This window comes from Latilactobacillus parafuchuensis, assembly GCF_055271665.1.
Genome location: NZ_CM143875.1, coordinates 638852 through 656571, shown reverse-complemented (window position 1 = coordinate 656571; position 17720 = coordinate 638852). Strand labels below are relative to the sequence as shown.

The window sequence follows — 17720 nt, the reverse complement described above, 5'->3', positions numbered from 1 at the left end:
AATAATGGAGGCCAATTATGGCAAGTCAAACAGATACGGGGACGTCAAAGAAATTCGGACACGGACGGTTTAAAGAACAAATCGCCTTTGCGTTAGGTAATTTAGGCCATTCTGCCTTTTATGGGGCACTCAGCACTTATTTCATTGTCTATGTCACCAGTGGGATGTTTAGTGGATTGAGTCAACACGTTGCCAATAAACTGATTGGATTAATTACAACTTTAGTGGTGATTATTCGGTTAGCTGAAGTAGTTGTTGATCCTTTGATCGGGAACGTTGTCGATAACACCCATACTAAATGGGGCAAGTTTAAACCATGGCAAGTGATTGGGAGTGTTGTCAGTTCAATTTTGCTAGTGGTTGTGTTTACCGGTATTTTCGGGTTAGCCAAAGTGAGCTGGGTGGCCTTCGCAATCGTTTTTGTGATTATCTTTGTGGTCTTAGATATTTTCTATTCGTTTGCAGATGTTGCTTATTGGGGCATGGTGCCAGCGATTAGTGAAGATAGTCATGAACGAGGGATTTTCACATCACTTGGTAGTTTCACCGGTTCGATTGGGTGGAATGGTTTAACGATGATTGTAGTGCCAGTAACAACCTATTTCACGTATTTAGCAACGGGTAAACACGAACAAGGGCCTCAAGGCTGGTTAGCCTTTGCGGTGATTGTGGCGATTGTGGCGGTTTTATCCGCTTTAGCCGTCGCTTTTGGCACCACTGAAAAAACCAACGTCATTCGTCAAGCAGCCAGTCAAAAAACGACGATTAAAGACGTCTTCGTTGGGATTGCAAAGAATGATCAAATTTTATGGATCAGTTTAGCATACTTGATGTATTCGTTAGCTTATGTCGTCACCAATGGGGTTTTGTTCTACCTATTCAAATTTGTCATCGGTAAACCAGGAGAATTCTGGATTGCCGGAGCCGTTGCGACGATTATTGGTTTTTCAACCGCGCCATTATATCCAATTTTAAATAAATTTGTTCCGCGGAAAATATTATTTGCGGTTGGACAAGTGGCGATGATTATTTCGTACATCATCTTTATTTTCGCCAGCACCAACATGGTCTGGTTGATTATCGGTTTATTACTCTTTAACTTCACATTCGCACAATTGGTTGTTGTTTTATCATTAACCGATGCGATTGAATACGGTCAGTTGAAGAATGGTAACCGGAATGAAGCCGTTGTTCTAGCGGTTCGACCAATGCTCGATAAAATCTCGGGCGCCTTTTCAAACGGGATTGTCGGTTCAATTGCCATCATGGCCGGGATGACCGGTAGTGCGACTGCGGCGGATATGACTGCTAAAAATATTCATACTTTCGAGTTATTCGCGTTCTATACACCCTTAATCTTGGCGATTTTAGCCTTAGTAATCTTCATGTTTAAAGTCAAGATTACCGAAAAGAAACATGCTGAAATTGTGGAAGCCTTGCAGGTTAAATTAGCTCAAGATAATCCTGCCGGTGACGATCCAATCCCAGGTAGCCAACCGTTAGCTTCAGTGACGATGCAAGCACCGGTTTCAGGGGAACTAATGGCCCTTGATCAGGTGCCGGATAGTCTTCAAGGAAAAGGTTTTGCGATTAAACCGAATGAAGGTCAGTTGTATGCACCGTTTGACGGGACAATTAAATTCACGTTCTCAACGAAACATACGTTAGGGATTATTTCTGACAATGGACTAGAAGCGGTGATGCATGTGGGGTTAGGAACGGTTAATCTGCGTGGCGAAGGCTTTGTGACCCATTATACCGATGGGCAACGGGTTAAAGCGGGCGAGTTACTGTTAACCTTCGATCAACAGTTGATTCAAGCACGCGGCTACAATGATGTCGTGATTACGTTCTTAACGCAACCGGGTCACGTTCGGCAGATGACGACTTTAAATGAAGGCATCGTGATTCACGGAGAAGCCGTGACAACTGTCATGTTTGAGCCATAAACAACAAACGACCAACATCCTAATGGGGGTGTTGGTCGTTTTAGTTTAACTTAAGATTTCTTTATCCGGAAAATCAACACCGCAAAAGGTGCTAATTGTAATTGTTCAGGGCAGATTTGACCGGAAAGCAAGTCGAGTTGGCCCGGATACGGATTGATGGTCGGTTGCGTTTGATCAGTGGTGTTGATCACGAAGTGGAAAGCTTCATCAGTCGTTTCACGGGTCGTGATTTCAACGTGTGGATTATGTTGTTCCTGAATTTGAGTCAGCGGGATGAGGTTGATTAATAACTTGTTTAGGAAGTCAGAATCGGGCTCCGTACCGATGTAATAGGCTTTACCAACACCGAAATGGTTAACGGTGACGGCCGGTGTGCCTTGATAAAAGACTGAATCGCCGTAGTAAGCAAGTGGTTCAGCCGTTGACACTTGAATCAGATCACAGAGGGTTGCGCCGGTGCCTAACACGTTGGCTTGTTGATCAACTAAGGCAACGGTTTGTTCATTAGGCAGTGCATCAGTCTCGTCAAACATTAAGCCGAGAACTTCCCGAAAAGCGCCCGGATAGCCACCCGGAATGATGTGATCATGGTCATCGGTTAAACCGGCCATAGTGGTCGTCACGAATTGGCCACCATTAGTGACGTATTCGGTCACTTTAGCCGAGAACTGGGCGTCAGCGGCGTATAGTTTAGGCGCTAACACTAAGTGGTAATCGGTGAGAGCCATGTCAGTCGAAATTAAATCGACGGCGATCCCGGCTTGGTAGAACAGTGCGTAATAGCGGTGGATCATTTGAACGTAATCCAGTTTGGTCGTCGGTCCGATTGAATTTTCAAGGCCCCAATAACTATCCCAATCGAAAACTAAGGCAACTTGGGCCTTTTTAGAGGTGTCGAGTAGGCTAGCGGGTAGCTGTTGAAAATCGGTGCCTAACTGGGCGATCTCTTTAAAAATCCGACCAGTCGTTTGGCCACTGTGGGGAATAATGGCGCCGTGGAATTTTTCAGCGCCACTTAATGATTGTTTAAGTTGGAAGAACTGGACACTGTTGGCTCCGTGCGCAATGGCTTGGAAACTAAACATACGAACTTCGCCCGGTTTTTTGAGCGCGTTAAACGGTTGCCAATTTTGTTGATTTGGTGTCTGTTCCATCAATAGAAATGGTTTTTGTTTCAAACCGTACATTAAATCGTGTTGCATGGCCGTAAAACTAGCCGGAGTGTCGTAGCTCGGATAATTATCCCAAGAAATGATGTCCATTTCGGGCGCCCATTTGAAATAATCGAGATCCTTTTGACTGCCCATTAAATTAGTGGTCATCGGGGTCGTCGCATCAAACTGGCGAATAATATCGCGTTCCATGGTGTAGTTGGCGAGCAAACTATCGGATTGGAACCGTTGATAGTCGAGCGCGGCGCCCCCTAAAACCGGTTTGCCATTCGAGAATAAATCCGTGGTGCGCATGGGTGGCAGAATGTCGATCCAATCGGTGTATGTGTGGCTCCAAAAATGACTGTTCCAAGCAGTATTGAGGGTATCAATATCGCCGTAACGAACTTGAAGCCAGTCGCGGAAAGCCTGTGCACAGTTGTCGCAATAACAAAGACCGCCGTATTCATTAGAAATGTGCCAATAAGCTAAGTTGGGTAGATTGGCAAAACGTTCGGCAAGCTGCGTGACCAATTGACTGGCGAGTCGTTTAAAATCAGGATTGTTGGGGCACGCGTTATGGCGTTTACCATGTTGTTGTTGAATCCCATTAGGGTTAACGCGGCCAACAGCGGGGTATTGGCGCACTAACCAAGCAGGCAAGGCGGCTGTAGCAGTCGCAAGGACGATTTTGAAATCATATTTAGTCAGTAGTTCAATGATTTTTTCAAGTTGTGTAAAATCAAACTGACCTTCAGCCGGTTCTAAGAGCGCCCATGAAAAGACGTTAATCGTGGCTGAATTGATGTGGGCTTGTTGCAACAGCTGAATATCATTTTCCCAAGAGTCTTCGGGCCACTGTTCTGGATTATAGTCGCCACCAAATAATAGTTGTTGCCCAAGTGTTTTGTGCATGTTAATTAACCTCCGAGTTCAGAGATTGACCGTTACTTTGAATCACGTTTTGATACCAATAGAAACTTTTCTTCGGAATCCGGGTGAGTTGTTTGGCGTCGTGATCGTCACGATCGATATAAACGAAACCGTAACGCTTGCTGTAACCGTTCAGCCAGCTTAAGAGATCGGTGAAAGACCATGCACAATAACCAATCACCGGCACACCAGCAGCAATTGCGGCGTGTAATTGTAATAAATGATCATTGAGGTAGTTGATGCGGTAGTCGTCGTTGATTTGGTGGTCGGCGGTTAATGTATCAAATGCGCCGAGGCCGTTTTCAGTGACGAAAATCGGGAGTTGGTAACGTTCGTAGACGGTCCGTAAAGCAATTTGGAAACCAATCGGGTCGATTTCCCAACCCCATTCTGTTTTTTCGAGATAGGGATTGCTGACGGATTGGAATAAATGACTTTCAATTGAATCATCTTGGGTATCAGCGGCCATTAAATAGGGATCGATCTTAGTGAAGGATTTATCGGCCGTTGGTTGTTGGTTAACCGCTGGCCGTTTGACGGTCCCGCCGTGGTAATAATTAATGCCGATAAAGTCGGGTTTGGCCGATTTTAATAAGGTTTGGTCGGCATCCGTGATGTCAAAAGCCAAGTTTAATTGTTGTAACAAGGTTAAGATTTTTTGCGGGTATTGTCCGCGACAATAAACGTCTAACCACCAATCATTATTCAGTTGGTTAGCATCGTGGGCCGCTAATATGTCGAGTGGATGTGCTGATTCAGGCGCAACATAACCATAACCGAAGCTAGGACCGATTGAACCGTTTGGCACCAACTTGTGGAAGAGGTTAATCGCCGTGGCACTGGCTAAGTTAATCACGTGATTAGCGGTATACATCCGTTTAACGTTTGAGACATTGGGTGGATGAGAAGCCCACCGGTAGCCTAAACTTGTGAAGACATTTTGTTCGTTGAAAGTGACCCAATAAGTGACCCGGTCACCAAAGGCTTCAAACAGAATCTGACAATAACGTTCAAATAAGGGGACCAAAGCGCGTGATTCCCAACCGTTATAGCGGTCTTGAAGGGCTTGCGGTAAATCCCAATGATATAATGTGACGACGGGTTGAATCCCGTGTTGCAGTAAGTCGTCGATTAGGTCAGAATAGAATTGAATCCCAGCTTGGTTGACGGCCCCTTCACCATCGGGCAAAATACGACTCCAAGCAATACTAAAACGATAGGCTTTCAAGCCTGCTTGGGCCATTAAGGTGACATCTTCGTGGAACCGGTGGTAATGGTCAACGGCTAATTCGCCGGTGGTGCCGTTTTTAGTTTTGCCGGGTTGTTGAACAAATGTATCCCAAATTGATGGACCCTTACCGTCAGTCGTGGCAGCGCCTTCAATTTGATAAGCAGCTGAAGCCGCTCCCCAGAGGAAGTCTTCAGGAAATTGTTGTGTCATCATATAACCTCCAAAATTAACAATTGTAGCGATAATACCAAGTTACCATAAAAAAAGGCGACTGTAATTAGCGATATTAATGGCAAAATAGTAGAAAATGAAACTATACCTATTTGTAGAATCCACGGAATTTACCTGGGGTTACGCGTTCGCTACGCTTGAACATTGCAATAAAATAACTATTTGTTTGGAAACCGACTTGCCGCCCAATTTCTTCAATCGACAAATTGGGCTGATTTAATAATAATTCTTTGGCTTTCAGAATCCGATAATCCAAGAGCACTTGATGGGGCGAAACCCCTTGATTATTCCGGAAAACTTCTAAAACATATTGTAAACTATAGTTAGTCAATTTAACGAAATCTTGGTTATCGATTGGTTGCTGGTAATGGCGATGAATGTAGTGCAAAATCGGTTCGACAATTTTTTTATTCAGTTGATAATTATTCGGATTTTTAACCCGATATTTTTTAATCAACAATAGAAATTGATAGACCAACGCGGAAGAAGCGTAAGGATCGGCGTCGTCTTGACTGAATTCAGTGTGTGATTTCTGAATGAAGTTGGCCAAGGTAGCATCGGGTTGCTGAATGGACAAGTAATCATTAAAACCTAAAATGGTGGTGATTTCGGAAATTAACGCACCACCAAACGTGAAATAGCCGGTCCGCCATTCGGGACTAGTCGCGTGGTAAGCGTGAGGAATATCTTGATTAATTAAAATACCGGTGCCGGGAGTCAGTAGGATTTCTTGATTTTCAATCACGACTATTCCAGTGCCTGAATAAGTTTGTAACCAATGAACGTATGGATAACCAGCTGGCCGTGAAACATCTTCTTGTAGCCAGTTGTAGCCAATACTATCAATAAAAAGTGGGAGTGAACGATCTTTGTTTTTAAAACTATATCTCAATAGGGTCACCTTCAATATCTTGTATTTATCAATAAATATCTGTAATTACAATAACATTTAATTATGATAATGTGAACATATTGAAAGAAAGGTGGAATTATAAATGAAAGCGTTAACTGGATGGTTCCAGAATAAGTTTAGTCCAACATTAGCAAGATTCAGTAATATGAAGTATTTAATTGCATTACGGGATGGCATGATTATCACCGTACCGTTTACCATTTTTGGTAGTATTTTTATGATCATCGCCAATTTACCAATCCCTGGTTGGAGCGATTTAATTGCGTCGATGTTACCCAAACTACAAGCACCCGTCACGGTGACTTTTGGGATTTTAGCTTTAATCGTAGCGGTTGGGATGAGTTATCAAACCTCTAAGGTTAATAAAATTGATCCATTAGCCGGAACGGCCATTGGTCTCATTTCATTTTTAATCTGTATGTTGAATTCGAAATTTGCGATTGATACGTCAACTTTAGGTTCAGGCGGGATGTTTACTGCGATTGTCGTTGCAATCGTCTCTAGCGAAATTATGCATTTCTTCATTAAACGGAATATCGTCATTAAAATGCCAGATTCAGTACCACCGGCAGTTGCTAATTCTTTTGCATCATTGATTCCTGGTGGGGCAGCCTTATTATTCTTCTGGTTTGTCCGTGTTTTATGTAATATTCAAATCAATGATGTCATTCAAGCAATCTTCTCACCATTAGTTGTTGGTTTAAACAGCTTCTGGGGGATGGAATTTGTTTTATTCTTAACGCTATTATTATGGACCATGGGGATTCACGGCAACAACGTGATTGGCGCCGTCGCGTCACCCGTTTATTTACAATTTTTAACTGGCAATATTGCCGAAGTTTCTAAAGGTCAGATGGCGACCCATATTACCGCTGATGGTTTCTTAAACTTTGGGATGAACATTGGTGGCACTGGTGCCATTCTAGGTTTGGTCATCTGTATGTTATTTGCCCGGAGTAAACAATACAAACAATTGGGCCGGTTAGGGTTTGTTCCCGCTATCTTCCAAATCAGTGAACCCATCATGTTTGGGTTCCCAGTGGTTTTAAACCCAACTTTGATGATTCCATTTATCTCAGTACCGATGATTTTACAAGGGATTACTTATTTCTTAATGAAATTCCACGTGATTGGCATGGTAATTGCTCAGATTCCATGGACGACACCAACCATTATCAACGGGTACTTAATCACCGGTGGCGACTGGCGCGCACCGTTATGGCAAGCGATTCAACTCGTGATTTCAGTAGTTGTTTACTGGCCATTCTTTAAAATTTGTGATCGCGCAGCGGTTAAAGCTGAAGCGGCTGATGAATTAGCGCAACAGAATTAGGATATTTGCTTTAAGTTAAACGGAGGTTTTTAAAAAATGAAATTTACAGACGGCTATTGGATGGACCGTGACGGGATGACCGTCAATCACCCGCAAGAAGTTTATGATTTTCAAGTTGATGAACAAGCGGTCACGTTGTACGCGCCTTATAAAAAGGTCGCCGAACGCGGCGATACGCTCAATATTGGGATGACGACGCTCACGATTACCTCGCCGCAAAGCGATATCATCGGGGTGCAGCTAACCCATTTTGACCAGATTGCTCAAGGCCCTAGGTTTGCGATTGATGATCAACAAAAAAAGCTGAAAACCAGTGTGGTTGATCAATGCTTGGCGATTAAATCAGGTGATTTAACCGTTAAAGTACCGGTCGGTCATCAACCGTTTAACTTGGTGTTTGAAGCCAACGGTCAAGCACTGACCACTTCTGAAAATGGTGCGCAAGGTCAAATTGTCGATACGAAACACCATGAAAGCTATATGCGCGAGCAATTATCACTTGATATTGATACGTTAGTTTACGGTTTAGGTGAGCGGTTTACGCCATTTGTTAAGAACGGCCAGGTCGTCGACACTTGGAATGCGGATGGTGGCACGGGTAGCGAACAATCGTACAAAAACATCCCGTTTTACATCACGAATCAAGGCTACGGTGTATTCGTCAATCAATCCGAGAACGTGTCTTACGAAGTCGCTTCTGAAAACGTGTCACGGGTGCAATTTAGTGTGCCTGGTGAAAGCCTGGAATACTATGTGATTTACGGTGCGACGCCTAAAGAAATTCTCAATAAATATACAGATTTGACTGGCAAGCCGGCCTTACCACCCGCTTGGTCGTTTGGTTTATGGTTATCGACCTCGTTTACCACCGATTACAGTGAAAAAACGGTGATGAAGTTTATTGATGGCATGCAAGAACGAGATATCCCATTGGATGTTTTCCATTTTGATTGCTTCTGGATGAAGGGTTTTGAATGGACCAATTTTGAATGGGATCGTCAAAAATTCCCGGATCCAGAGGGTATGTTACAACGCATTCACGAAAAAGGGGTCAAAGTCTGTGTTTGGTTAAATCCGTATATCGGTCAGAAATCACGACTCTTTAAAATTGGCCAAGAAAAAGGGTACTTCATTAAACGCCAAGACGGCAACGTTTGGCAATGGGATTTGTGGCAAGCGGGTCAAGGTATTGTTGATTTCACCAATCCGCAAGCCGTTGAATGGTATAAAGGGTATTTAAGAGAATTGATGGATATGGGCGTCGATTCGTTCAAGACCGATTTTGGCGAACGAATTCCGACTGAAGATGTTGTTTACTACGACGGTTCATCGCCTGAAAAAATGCATAATTATTACACCTATCTCTATAATCAAACGGTTTTTGAAGTCTTACAAGAAAAGAAAGGCATCAACGAAGCGGTCTTGTTTGCCCGTTCGGCCACGGTCGGGTCGCAGAAATTTCCAGTTCACTGGGGTGGTGACAACCTATCACGCTACGCTTCAATGGCGGATTCATTGCGCGGCGGTTTATCATTCTTATTGTCTGGATTTGGTTTTTGGAGCCACGATATCGGCGGTTTTGAAGACAATGCAACGGCTGATATTTATAAACGGTGGACCCAATTTGGATTACTATCCAGCCACAGTCGCTATCACGGCAATATCGAATATCGGGTACCTTGGAACTACGATGATGAAGCGGTCGCGGTCACCCGTAAGTTTGTTAAGAATAAGTTAGCGATGATGCCGTATTTATTCAGCGAAGCCGTTCAAACGCACCAAACGGGTGTGCCGTTAATGCGTCCGGTCTTCCTCGAATTTGATCAGGATCAAAATGTCGGGCATCTCGCGACCCAATATATGTTGGGTAGTCAATTGATGGTCGCGCCAATTTTTAACGATCAGGGAACGGTTAAATACTACTTACCCAACGGCGTCTGGACCAATCTGTTAACGCATCAAGTTTATGATGTGCCTGAAAATGGTCAATGGTTACAAGAAAAATATGATTATCTTAATTTACCATTATTAGCACGTCAAAATACGATTCTGTTACAAGATCCAACGGCCACCCATGCAGAATATGATTACACCCAAGCACCAGAAATCCACCTCTTCCAAATGACGGCCGGTCAACACCAACAAGCCGTTGTCGATAGTCACGGCAATCAAGTGGGCTTCGTCACGGTGACCGTGTCAGTTGATGGTCATGAACGATCAGTTGATGCGCAATGCTTAAAGATTTTGCCGAAGTTAATTTGGTATCAAGGGACGACGATTAAAGAAATCCAAATGACGACGAGTTGTGAAAGTTTTACTTTAAAATGAGAGATACGAAAAAGGCTTATCCAGATTCTGGATGAGCCTTTTATCTGTTTATGCGGCTGATTAGTCGTCGACTTCTTTGGTTAAGACTTCACCGGTTTGCGCGTTGATTTGAACATCGGTGGTTTGACGATCCTGTTTAACCGCGACGTTCCAGTGGGTGATGCCGACTTCTTTTGCCAGTTCCCAACTAATAGCCTCACCGCTGCCAACCGCTTTTTGCGCGATTGAAGTCACTTTTTTAAGCGACAGCAGGTTTTTTAAGTTTAAAGTATCGTCTGTATCTTGCTCGTCCATTTCCAGTTTTTCGGACTGTTGGTCAGAAATGACTTTTGTTTTAGCGTTAATTTTGAGGCTGACTTCATCGGTGCTAGTGAGACCTTCGATTTCGTAGAAATATTGGCCCAATGTTGTCTCTAATTCGAGATGTGTCACTTTAACTTGGGGATGTTTTTTCTGAAAAATAGTCAGTGCCTCATCAGCAGTGACTTTAATTGATTGTAACGCAGTGGCTTTTTTGACCGTCGACTTTGATACGGCCGATTCAGAGGTTGTTGGCTGGGATTGGGTTTGGCAACCCGCCAACGTCGCTAACAGGACAGTTGTTAAACCGAGATAGATAACTTTAGACATGGGAAACCTCACTTTTTATATTAGTATATTCTAATTATAACAAGAAGAATATGTAGCGTCAAAACTGAAGCGTTAATCCTAGTCTTTTTAGGCGAAACTTGTATAATAAAAGACAATTTAAGGATTGGGGGTTTTTGAAATGTTAAAACCGAAACCGTTACAAATTGGGGACCGTGTGGCAATCGTTAGTTTATCGAGTGGGGTGCTAGGTGAAGATTTTGCGGCGCATCAGCGTCAATTAGGTGAGCAACGATTACGTGAATTCGGGTTAGAACCCGTTTATATGGCTAATAGTCGTAATGGGCTGGCTGATTTACAGGCGCATCCGGAAAAGCGGGCGGCCGATTTGAAACAGGCGTTTGCCGATGACTCAATCAAAGGGATTATTTGTGCGATTGGTGGCGAGGATACATATCGCTTGTGGCCATTTTTAATGACTGACCCGCAATTCATCGCTAATGTTCGTGACCAGCCTAAAATTGTCACCGGTTTTTCGGATACGACTAATAATCATCTGCTGTTTTACCGCTTAGGACTCCAAACTTATTACGGGCCCAATTTTTTAAACGATTTGGCCGAATTAGATCAACAGATGTTGCCGTACACCAAGCGGGCCTTTACCCAATATTTGACTGGTTTTGCTGGGGCCACAATCAGCTCGAGTCCAGTTTGGTATGAAGAACGAACTGATTTTTCAGCTGACGCGGTTGGGACGCCACGGATTAGTCATCCGGAAACCCATGGTTTTGAGGTTTTGCGTGGCAGTGGTCAGCTAACCGGTCAATTATTAGGCGGTTGTTTAGAAAGTCTGACCGACTTATTGATGGTTCCAGCGATTAAAGCCAGTGCTGAACAGTATCAAATCATGCCATCAATCGCGGAATGGCAGGCTAAAATCCTGTTCATCGAAACCAGTGAAGAGCAACCGAACCCAACCGAATACCGGGCCATGTTGCAAGCCTTAAACCAAGCTGGGATTTTGGCCGTCGTTCAAGGCATCATCGTCGGTAAACCACAAAACGAACGCTATTATGCGGACTACCAAACCGAATTATTAACGATTACTGAACCTTATCAAACGCCAATTCTGTACAACGTCAATTTTGGCCATGCTTATCCGCGTTGTGTGTTACCGTATGGGGCGGAAGTCCGGGTGGATTTAGATCAGTTAGAAATTAATATGATTGACTAGTAATTTTAGTATCGCTTTAAACTCTCATTCAAGCTGGCTTTCACCATTGCCACGAAATCGGTTGGTGCCACCACTTTCACTAGTGGTCCTTGGCTGAGCAGCCACATTAAGGCGCCGCGATCATAAGCTTCAGTTTCAATCAGCACGCTACCGCGTTTTGGGTAGCGTGCTTTTATTGTGGCATTCGGGAAACGGTCGAGAGCGGCCTCGACGATCCCCCAGAATTCAAATTGAATGGTAGTCAGTTTGCCAGGCTGCATGTAATGGGTGTTCTGGCGGAGTGGACCGTCTTCGAAACGCTGCGCATAAGTCCGACTAATGACTTCATCGGCAAGATGCCAATCCTGAATCCGGTCGATACGGTAGAAAAGGTTGCTTTGATATTTAGCGTTATAGGAAATTAGATAATAATAGTACTCGGAACAAATAATTGCTTCCGGTAAAATCGTCCGTTCAACAATCTCGCCATGCTGGCGTTGGTAGTGAATCGTAATGGTTTGTTTTTTAAGAATCAATTGGCTGAATTGCCAAATTAATTGTAATAACGGTTTTTGATGATGAACGGGGATGTAATGAAATTGTTCATTTTTAATAATCGGTTCAATCGCTTGACGGTCGGCCGGTTTAATCAGTTTCAATAAGCCGGTAATCGTTTGATTGAGTTCGATTTTGGTCAACGAGCGACTCGCCAACAACACTTTAATCAGGACCAAGATTGTTTGCTTGGACAGGTCATCTTGTTGACTGGTGAGTTGGTAGCCGCCTAATCCGCGGTGATAGGCGAGTTGGTAGGGCAACTGTTGGTCAGCGATGAATTGCTTCAATTGGCTAAAATCGCGTTGAATCACTCGTGGATTGACGGCAAATTGGGCAACGAGCTCACTTTTTGTGATGAGTTGCCCATTCATTAAACTTTGGAAAATGGTGAGTTGGCGGTAAGCTGCATTCATAAGCGTCTCCTTAAAAACGAGTTATTTGTGTTGCAAAAAGCCTTAATTTGAAAGTAGATAGACTAAATGTGTCTATCAAATAGTGTAAATTAGGTTTATCGAATAAACAAGTGAATCGAGAAAGTGGGTTTTGGCGATGCTAATTGAAACTGAAATATTACAAGAATCGTATGCGGAATTATTTGAAATCGTGGACGAAGAAACATTGTGTCAGATTTACGAGATTTATCGGGGACGACAAATCTCTTTTCCCATGCGGCTGTATAATCGGCACCAGGTTGCACAACGAATTAAAAAGGAATATGACGGCCAGAATTTAGTGGCGTTAACTAAGAAATACGATTATTCGCAACGGTGGATTCGCAAAATTCTTCAAGATTAATGATGTTAACTAGTAGAAATGGTTTATAGGGTTATCATTTTTTGTTAAATGAACATAATATGGGTGTAATGTAAATGTAACAATCAAGTTCTATACTAGTAAAGGATTAAGAAGAGCAACTCAGTATAGGAGATTAATTTAAATGTCATTGAAAAAGTCAATTATGAGCGTACTTGCAATCGGAGTATTAGGAATCAGTATTTTACCAGTCGTCCCTGCGGCTGCTAGTTCAGCAACAGATGCTAAAACAGCAATTTCAGCTAATGAAAGCAGTACTGACGATTTGTTAACTCAAATCGCAACTGCTAATACTGAAAGTATCAAGCTTGATCAACAAATCAGCACGAACTCAAGCAAGATTACTGAACAAGAAACAGCCATCAAAGATGCAACGACTAAAATCGCAAGTCTTTCAGGCCAAATCGATCAAGCACAACAAGAAGTCACTAAACGGACTGCTGTCTTGAAGAGTCAATTGGTTTCTTTACAAAAGACGAGTGGCGATGCCGTTAGCGGGAATGTCTATATCGATTTCTTATTAAACTCAAATGACTTTGCTGACCTTGTATCACGTTCAATGACGGTCAATAAATTAAACCAAGCAAGTAAAACGGCTTTAGCTGATGTTAATGATGCTAAAACAAGTTTAACGACTTTAAAGAATGATCAAGAATCAACTAAGACGACATTAGTGAATACTAAAGCGAGCTTAGTAAAAGAAAAGACTAACTTAACGGATTTAAAGGCTGAAGCAAGCAAAAAAGAAGACGCCTTAAACCAAAAAATTACAGATAATAAAGATGAATTAGAAGCTTTACAAACAAAATATGATCAAGCAAACGCTGAAGAATCAGCTAAGGCTGCCGCTGCGAAAGCGGCCGTTGCATCTGCTGCTAAGACAACTGTAACAGCTAAGGCAGAAACAACAACTGATAGTAATAGTTCAGCAACTAGTGCAACACCTGCTGCTGCAACACCTGCTTCAAATGGTTCAGGGACACAATCTTCTAGCAATTCTGCTGGTAACTCATACGCTTGGGGCCAATGTACTTGGTACGTTAAATCAGTTGCATCATGGGCTGGTAACGGCTGGGGCAATGGTAACCAATGGGGCGCTTCAGCTGCTGCTGAAGGCTTCACAGTCAATAACTCACCTGCTGCTGGTGCAATTGTTAGCTTTGCTGGTGGTCAAATGGTTGGTTCATGGGCTGCTGATGGTTCTTATGGTCACGTGGCTTATGTGCAATCATATAACGCTGCTAGTAACACGATTACCATCACTCAAGGTGGGATGGGCTTTGACAGCCCTGGTGGTCCTAACACCCAAACTGTCTCAGGTGCTTCAGCATTCACTTACATCCACAGATAAAATTTAAATATTAAACCAAAAAGACTTGTCAACTGACAAGTCTTTTTTTTGCGTTCATTTTGACCCAGTGGCTAGTGCTTTTTAGATAATAAAAGATGAATACTGACCGTTAAAATGAAATTAACACCATTGCGATAGATAAGGAGGAGACAGTATGAAGTATTTGATGCATCTTTTCAAATGGCTGATGTTACTGACCCTATTGGTTTCAGCGTTTGGCAATAGTTTATTGTTGTTACCCGGCAAATCACTGGCCGTTCAAGTAGAACAGCAAGTATTGCTCGATAGTCAACAATTAAAAGTTAGTGCCAGATCAGTTGAACAAGCGGATCAAGTTCATTGGGTAATTGATTATGAAAAAAGGACGACACCAAATGAACAATTCAAGTTTAAACTTAAAATACCGGTCGCGACCGAGATGGTTGAACAACCTAAATTTGAACGACAGTCTGACTGGTTAGTGGAAAAAGAATTTACATCAAGCACTAAAGGGACCATCGAATTACTGACAAATAGGGGGCCGCTGGTAGTTAATTTGCAATTAGACCAACGGGTCGATCAAAATACGACCGTCGATATATTAACCGACACGGACGCGGGACCTTACACATTAACGCTACCGCAAACAACTACGACTGAATCTGAAAAAGAATCAGAACGTATCGAACAGCCGATAAATCAACCTAGCCAAGTTCCAACTGCTTCGACGAGTAGTCAGGAATCGGCTAATCAAACGAGTCAAGCCATGGTTCAATCAGAAAGTGAAATTGCGGATGGGTTAAGTTTAAAAGCGACTCAATTAGTCAATGGATTGCCGCGGATATTGCCAGTAACGCGGGCAATCAGTGATCCGTTTCACTATACGACACATGACCAGGGGACGCATGCGACTAATGGGGTTGATCAACATCTTGGGATTGGGACGACATCTGAACTTTTAAAAAATTATCATTATGGATTAAAAGAATCGGATAGTGGGATTGCTCAGTATAATTTGAATGATAACGAACTTTCATTTAAAGATGGTTATCATGAATACGGTAGTGCCAAAAGCGGCCGGGCTAATTTAAAGAAAACAGTTCAACCCACGACAACTGCCAATCAATTTAAGGTGCAATTGGACGTAATTGGTGATGCAATTCAACCAATGCCTAAAATTGACGTCGTTTTAGTGTTAGATAAATCCGGTAGTATGAAGACAACGACCAGTTCTGGAAAAACGCGTTGGCAAGATTTAAAAGCAGCTGTGAATCAGTTTTCGGCGGGAATGTTGACGGACGATCGCGATATTCAAATTGGGTTAGCAGCGTTTGGCTCAACAGAAGGTAGCCCACGACGACCGTACGGTGAAATCGCGGCATTTGATAATAAAGCCAACCAAAATAAATTTGCCGGTTTTACAAATAATAAAACGACTTTGATGGGGCACAAGTTATTGACGGAAGATATTCAAACTTCCGGAACACCGACTTTCTTAGGGGTTGATGCTGGCATTAAGTTATTAACGAACGCCGATTATGGCGCGCGGGCTGATGCTTATAAAGTATTAATCACGATTACCGACGGTGAGCCGACTTTTTCACCGAGTGATACGTATGCGGGTAATAAGACATTGGATCAGTCATTGGGGCAGTTAACGCCGACGTTTATAAATGGTAATAGTATTTTAAAAATGACTGCACAAAAGAATGATTTATACAGTGGTAATGGGACGGTGGTCAACAACCCACTAACCGTAAAATTTATTGAGGATCGGTATAAACAACAGAAAAATGCTAATTTACACCGTTACGGGATTGGGTACCATACCGGTAATACGGCCAATACAGTCGTTGGTGCATTAGGACCGGAAGGCACTTATACAGTCTCAGCGATTGCGACATTGGTGACGGCTTTACAAAATATTATTGATAAACTCATCGCGACAATTGCGGCCGCTAATGTGACGGATCCTTTAAGTGAATTTGTGAATTATGTGCCGGGTTCGCTAAAAGGAGTCAATCTCGTATTGAAAGATGGGAAGCTAACAGACGGGGCTGGAAGTGCGCAACAACCGACTATAACGTCGGGCAAAGTGGTTAAAATGGCCGATTTGCACTTAGGTGCGGATCAAAGTAGTCGACAAGGCTATCGAATAACCTATGATGTATTGTTAAAAGAAGCGTATCGTGACGGCAAGTTTTATCCGGCCAATGAAACAACTTATTTGACCAATGGTAATGGGGCTAATATGTATTTCGCAGTACCATCAATTCGGAGCATTGCACCCAAACCATACCAAATAACATTAAAAAAAGAGAATGGTTTTGGCGCAGGATTAGGGGGCGCTGAATTTAAATTGAGTACTAAGGATGGTACCCCTATTGAAACGGTAACCTCTGATAACAACGGCGCAATTAAGTTCACGACTAACCTGCAAACAGGAGACTATCTGATTACCGAAACTAAGGCGCCGGCGGGGTATGAATTAGTGCAACAACAACCGTGGCAATTAAAAATTGGCGCCAAACAACAAGTCACGTTAACGGATGCCGCGGGTCAAACAGTGGCATTAACGGTTGATCCAGACGTTGGTCCAAACGATGATTATTGGCAAATTACACCGAAAGGTCAGAATGGCGTCATCATCAATCAACACAAACCGTTTGATTTAGGTATTTTAAAACGGGATGCACTCACACAAAAAGTATTAGCGGGTGCCGAATTTACTTTATATGATACTGAGATGAAGTCACTTGCGACGTTAATAACGGACGATAATGGTCAGGGACAATTCAAGATAGATGCCACGACTGTTTACCCATTAAAGGCTGGTCAAGCTTATCATATTAAAGAAACCAAAGCACCAAACGGCTATCTTGAATCGAAAGCCATTCTAAAGGTAGTCATCGGAAAAGATGGCCAAGTAACGGTTACCAAAGACGGTCAGGCAGATACGCAAGTCAAGTTAACGGAACAGTCGATCCAATTGACGATTGATAATACGCCAGTGGGTGGTCATCTACCGGCGACCGGCGGATCAGGTTGGCGTCAATATCAATATTGGGCTGCTGGATTAATGGCTATTGCACTAATCTTAAGTGGTTATTATGGGTACCAAAAAAAACGGTCGATAGATAAAAAATAGG

The 17720-nt window shown here is 42.9% G+C and carries 12 protein-coding genes; 7 read left to right on the top strand and 5 right to left on the bottom strand.

The window, feature by feature from the left end:
- Window positions 1-17: 17 nt before the first annotated feature.
- Window positions 18-1949: a glycoside-pentoside-hexuronide (GPH):cation symporter gene (locus tag ACVPPQ_RS03520; RefSeq protein WP_463495728.1), complete on the top strand. Its 1932-nt coding sequence runs from the start codon at window positions 18-20 to the stop codon at window positions 1947-1949.
- Window positions 1950-1999: 50 nt separating this feature from the next.
- Here ACVPPQ_RS03520 and ACVPPQ_RS03515 read toward each other — a convergent pair whose 3' ends face one another.
- The 3 genes from ACVPPQ_RS03515 to ACVPPQ_RS03505 form a co-directional block, all read right to left on the bottom strand.
- Window positions 2000-4015, bottom strand: a complete 2016-nt coding sequence (locus ACVPPQ_RS03515) for a beta-galactosidase (protein WP_463495726.1) — start codon at window positions 4013-4015, stop codon at window positions 2000-2002.
- Between the two features lies 1 nt (window position 4016).
- Window positions 4017-5474 carry a glycoside hydrolase family 1 protein gene (locus tag ACVPPQ_RS03510; RefSeq protein ID WP_463495725.1) on the bottom strand — a complete coding sequence of 486 codons (1458 nt, stop codon included), beginning with the start codon at window positions 5472-5474 and terminating at the stop codon, window positions 4017-4019.
- A 109-nt stretch (window positions 5475-5583) separates the two neighbouring features.
- Window positions 5584-6387: an AraC family transcriptional regulator gene (locus tag ACVPPQ_RS03505; protein ID WP_463495724.1), complete on the bottom strand. Its 804-nt coding sequence runs from the start codon at window positions 6385-6387 to the stop codon at window positions 5584-5586.
- Window positions 6388-6490: 103 nt separating this feature from the next.
- On the opposite strand from ACVPPQ_RS03505, the gene ACVPPQ_RS03500 reads away from it, so the two are divergent.
- Complete coding sequence (locus ACVPPQ_RS03500) at window positions 6491-7741, top strand: PTS sugar transporter subunit IIC (protein ID WP_463495723.1); 1251 nt, start codon at window positions 6491-6493, stop codon at window positions 7739-7741.
- A gap of 36 nt (window positions 7742-7777) precedes the next feature.
- Window positions 7778-10069: an alpha-xylosidase gene (gene yicI / locus ACVPPQ_RS03495; RefSeq protein ID WP_463495722.1), complete on the top strand. Its 2292-nt coding sequence runs from the start codon at window positions 7778-7780 to the stop codon at window positions 10067-10069.
- Window positions 10070-10129: 60 nt separating this feature from the next.
- Here the strand turns inward: yicI and ACVPPQ_RS03490 are convergent, their stop codons facing one another.
- Window positions 10130-10699: a PepSY domain-containing protein gene (locus ACVPPQ_RS03490; RefSeq protein ID WP_463495720.1), complete on the bottom strand. Its 570-nt coding sequence runs from the start codon at window positions 10697-10699 to the stop codon at window positions 10130-10132.
- Window positions 10700-10838: 139 nt separating this feature from the next.
- Between ACVPPQ_RS03490 and ACVPPQ_RS03485 the strand changes: the two genes are divergently transcribed.
- The gene (locus tag ACVPPQ_RS03485; RefSeq protein ID WP_463495718.1) at window positions 10839-11891 is read left to right on the top strand and encodes a S66 family peptidase; all 1053 of its coding nucleotides are present in this window, start codon (window positions 10839-10841) and stop codon (window positions 11889-11891) included.
- Between the two features lie 5 nt (window positions 11892-11896).
- Here ACVPPQ_RS03485 and ACVPPQ_RS03480 read toward each other — a convergent pair whose 3' ends face one another.
- On the bottom strand, window positions 11897-12841 hold the full coding sequence (locus ACVPPQ_RS03480) for a helix-turn-helix transcriptional regulator (protein ID WP_463495717.1): 945 nt from the start codon (window positions 12839-12841) through the stop codon (window positions 11897-11899).
- A 136-nt stretch (window positions 12842-12977) separates the two neighbouring features.
- On the opposite strand from ACVPPQ_RS03480, the gene ACVPPQ_RS03475 reads away from it, so the two are divergent.
- The 3 genes from ACVPPQ_RS03475 to ACVPPQ_RS03465 all read left to right on the top strand — a co-directional run bounded on the left by ACVPPQ_RS03475 (window position 12978) and on the right by ACVPPQ_RS03465 (window position 17719).
- On the top strand, window positions 12978-13223 hold the full coding sequence (locus ACVPPQ_RS03475) for a Mor transcription activator family protein (RefSeq protein ID WP_463495716.1): 246 nt from the start codon (window positions 12978-12980) through the stop codon (window positions 13221-13223).
- Window positions 13224-13365: 142 nt separating this feature from the next.
- Entirely contained in the window at window positions 13366-14592 is a 1227-nt protein-coding gene (locus ACVPPQ_RS03470; RefSeq protein ID WP_106482885.1) for a CHAP domain-containing protein, read from the top strand.
- Window positions 14593-14746: 154 nt separating this feature from the next.
- Window positions 14747-17719: a SpaA isopeptide-forming pilin-related protein gene (locus ACVPPQ_RS03465; protein ID WP_463495714.1), complete on the top strand. Its 2973-nt coding sequence runs from the start codon at window positions 14747-14749 to the stop codon at window positions 17717-17719.
- Window position 17720: the final 1 nt, after the last annotated feature.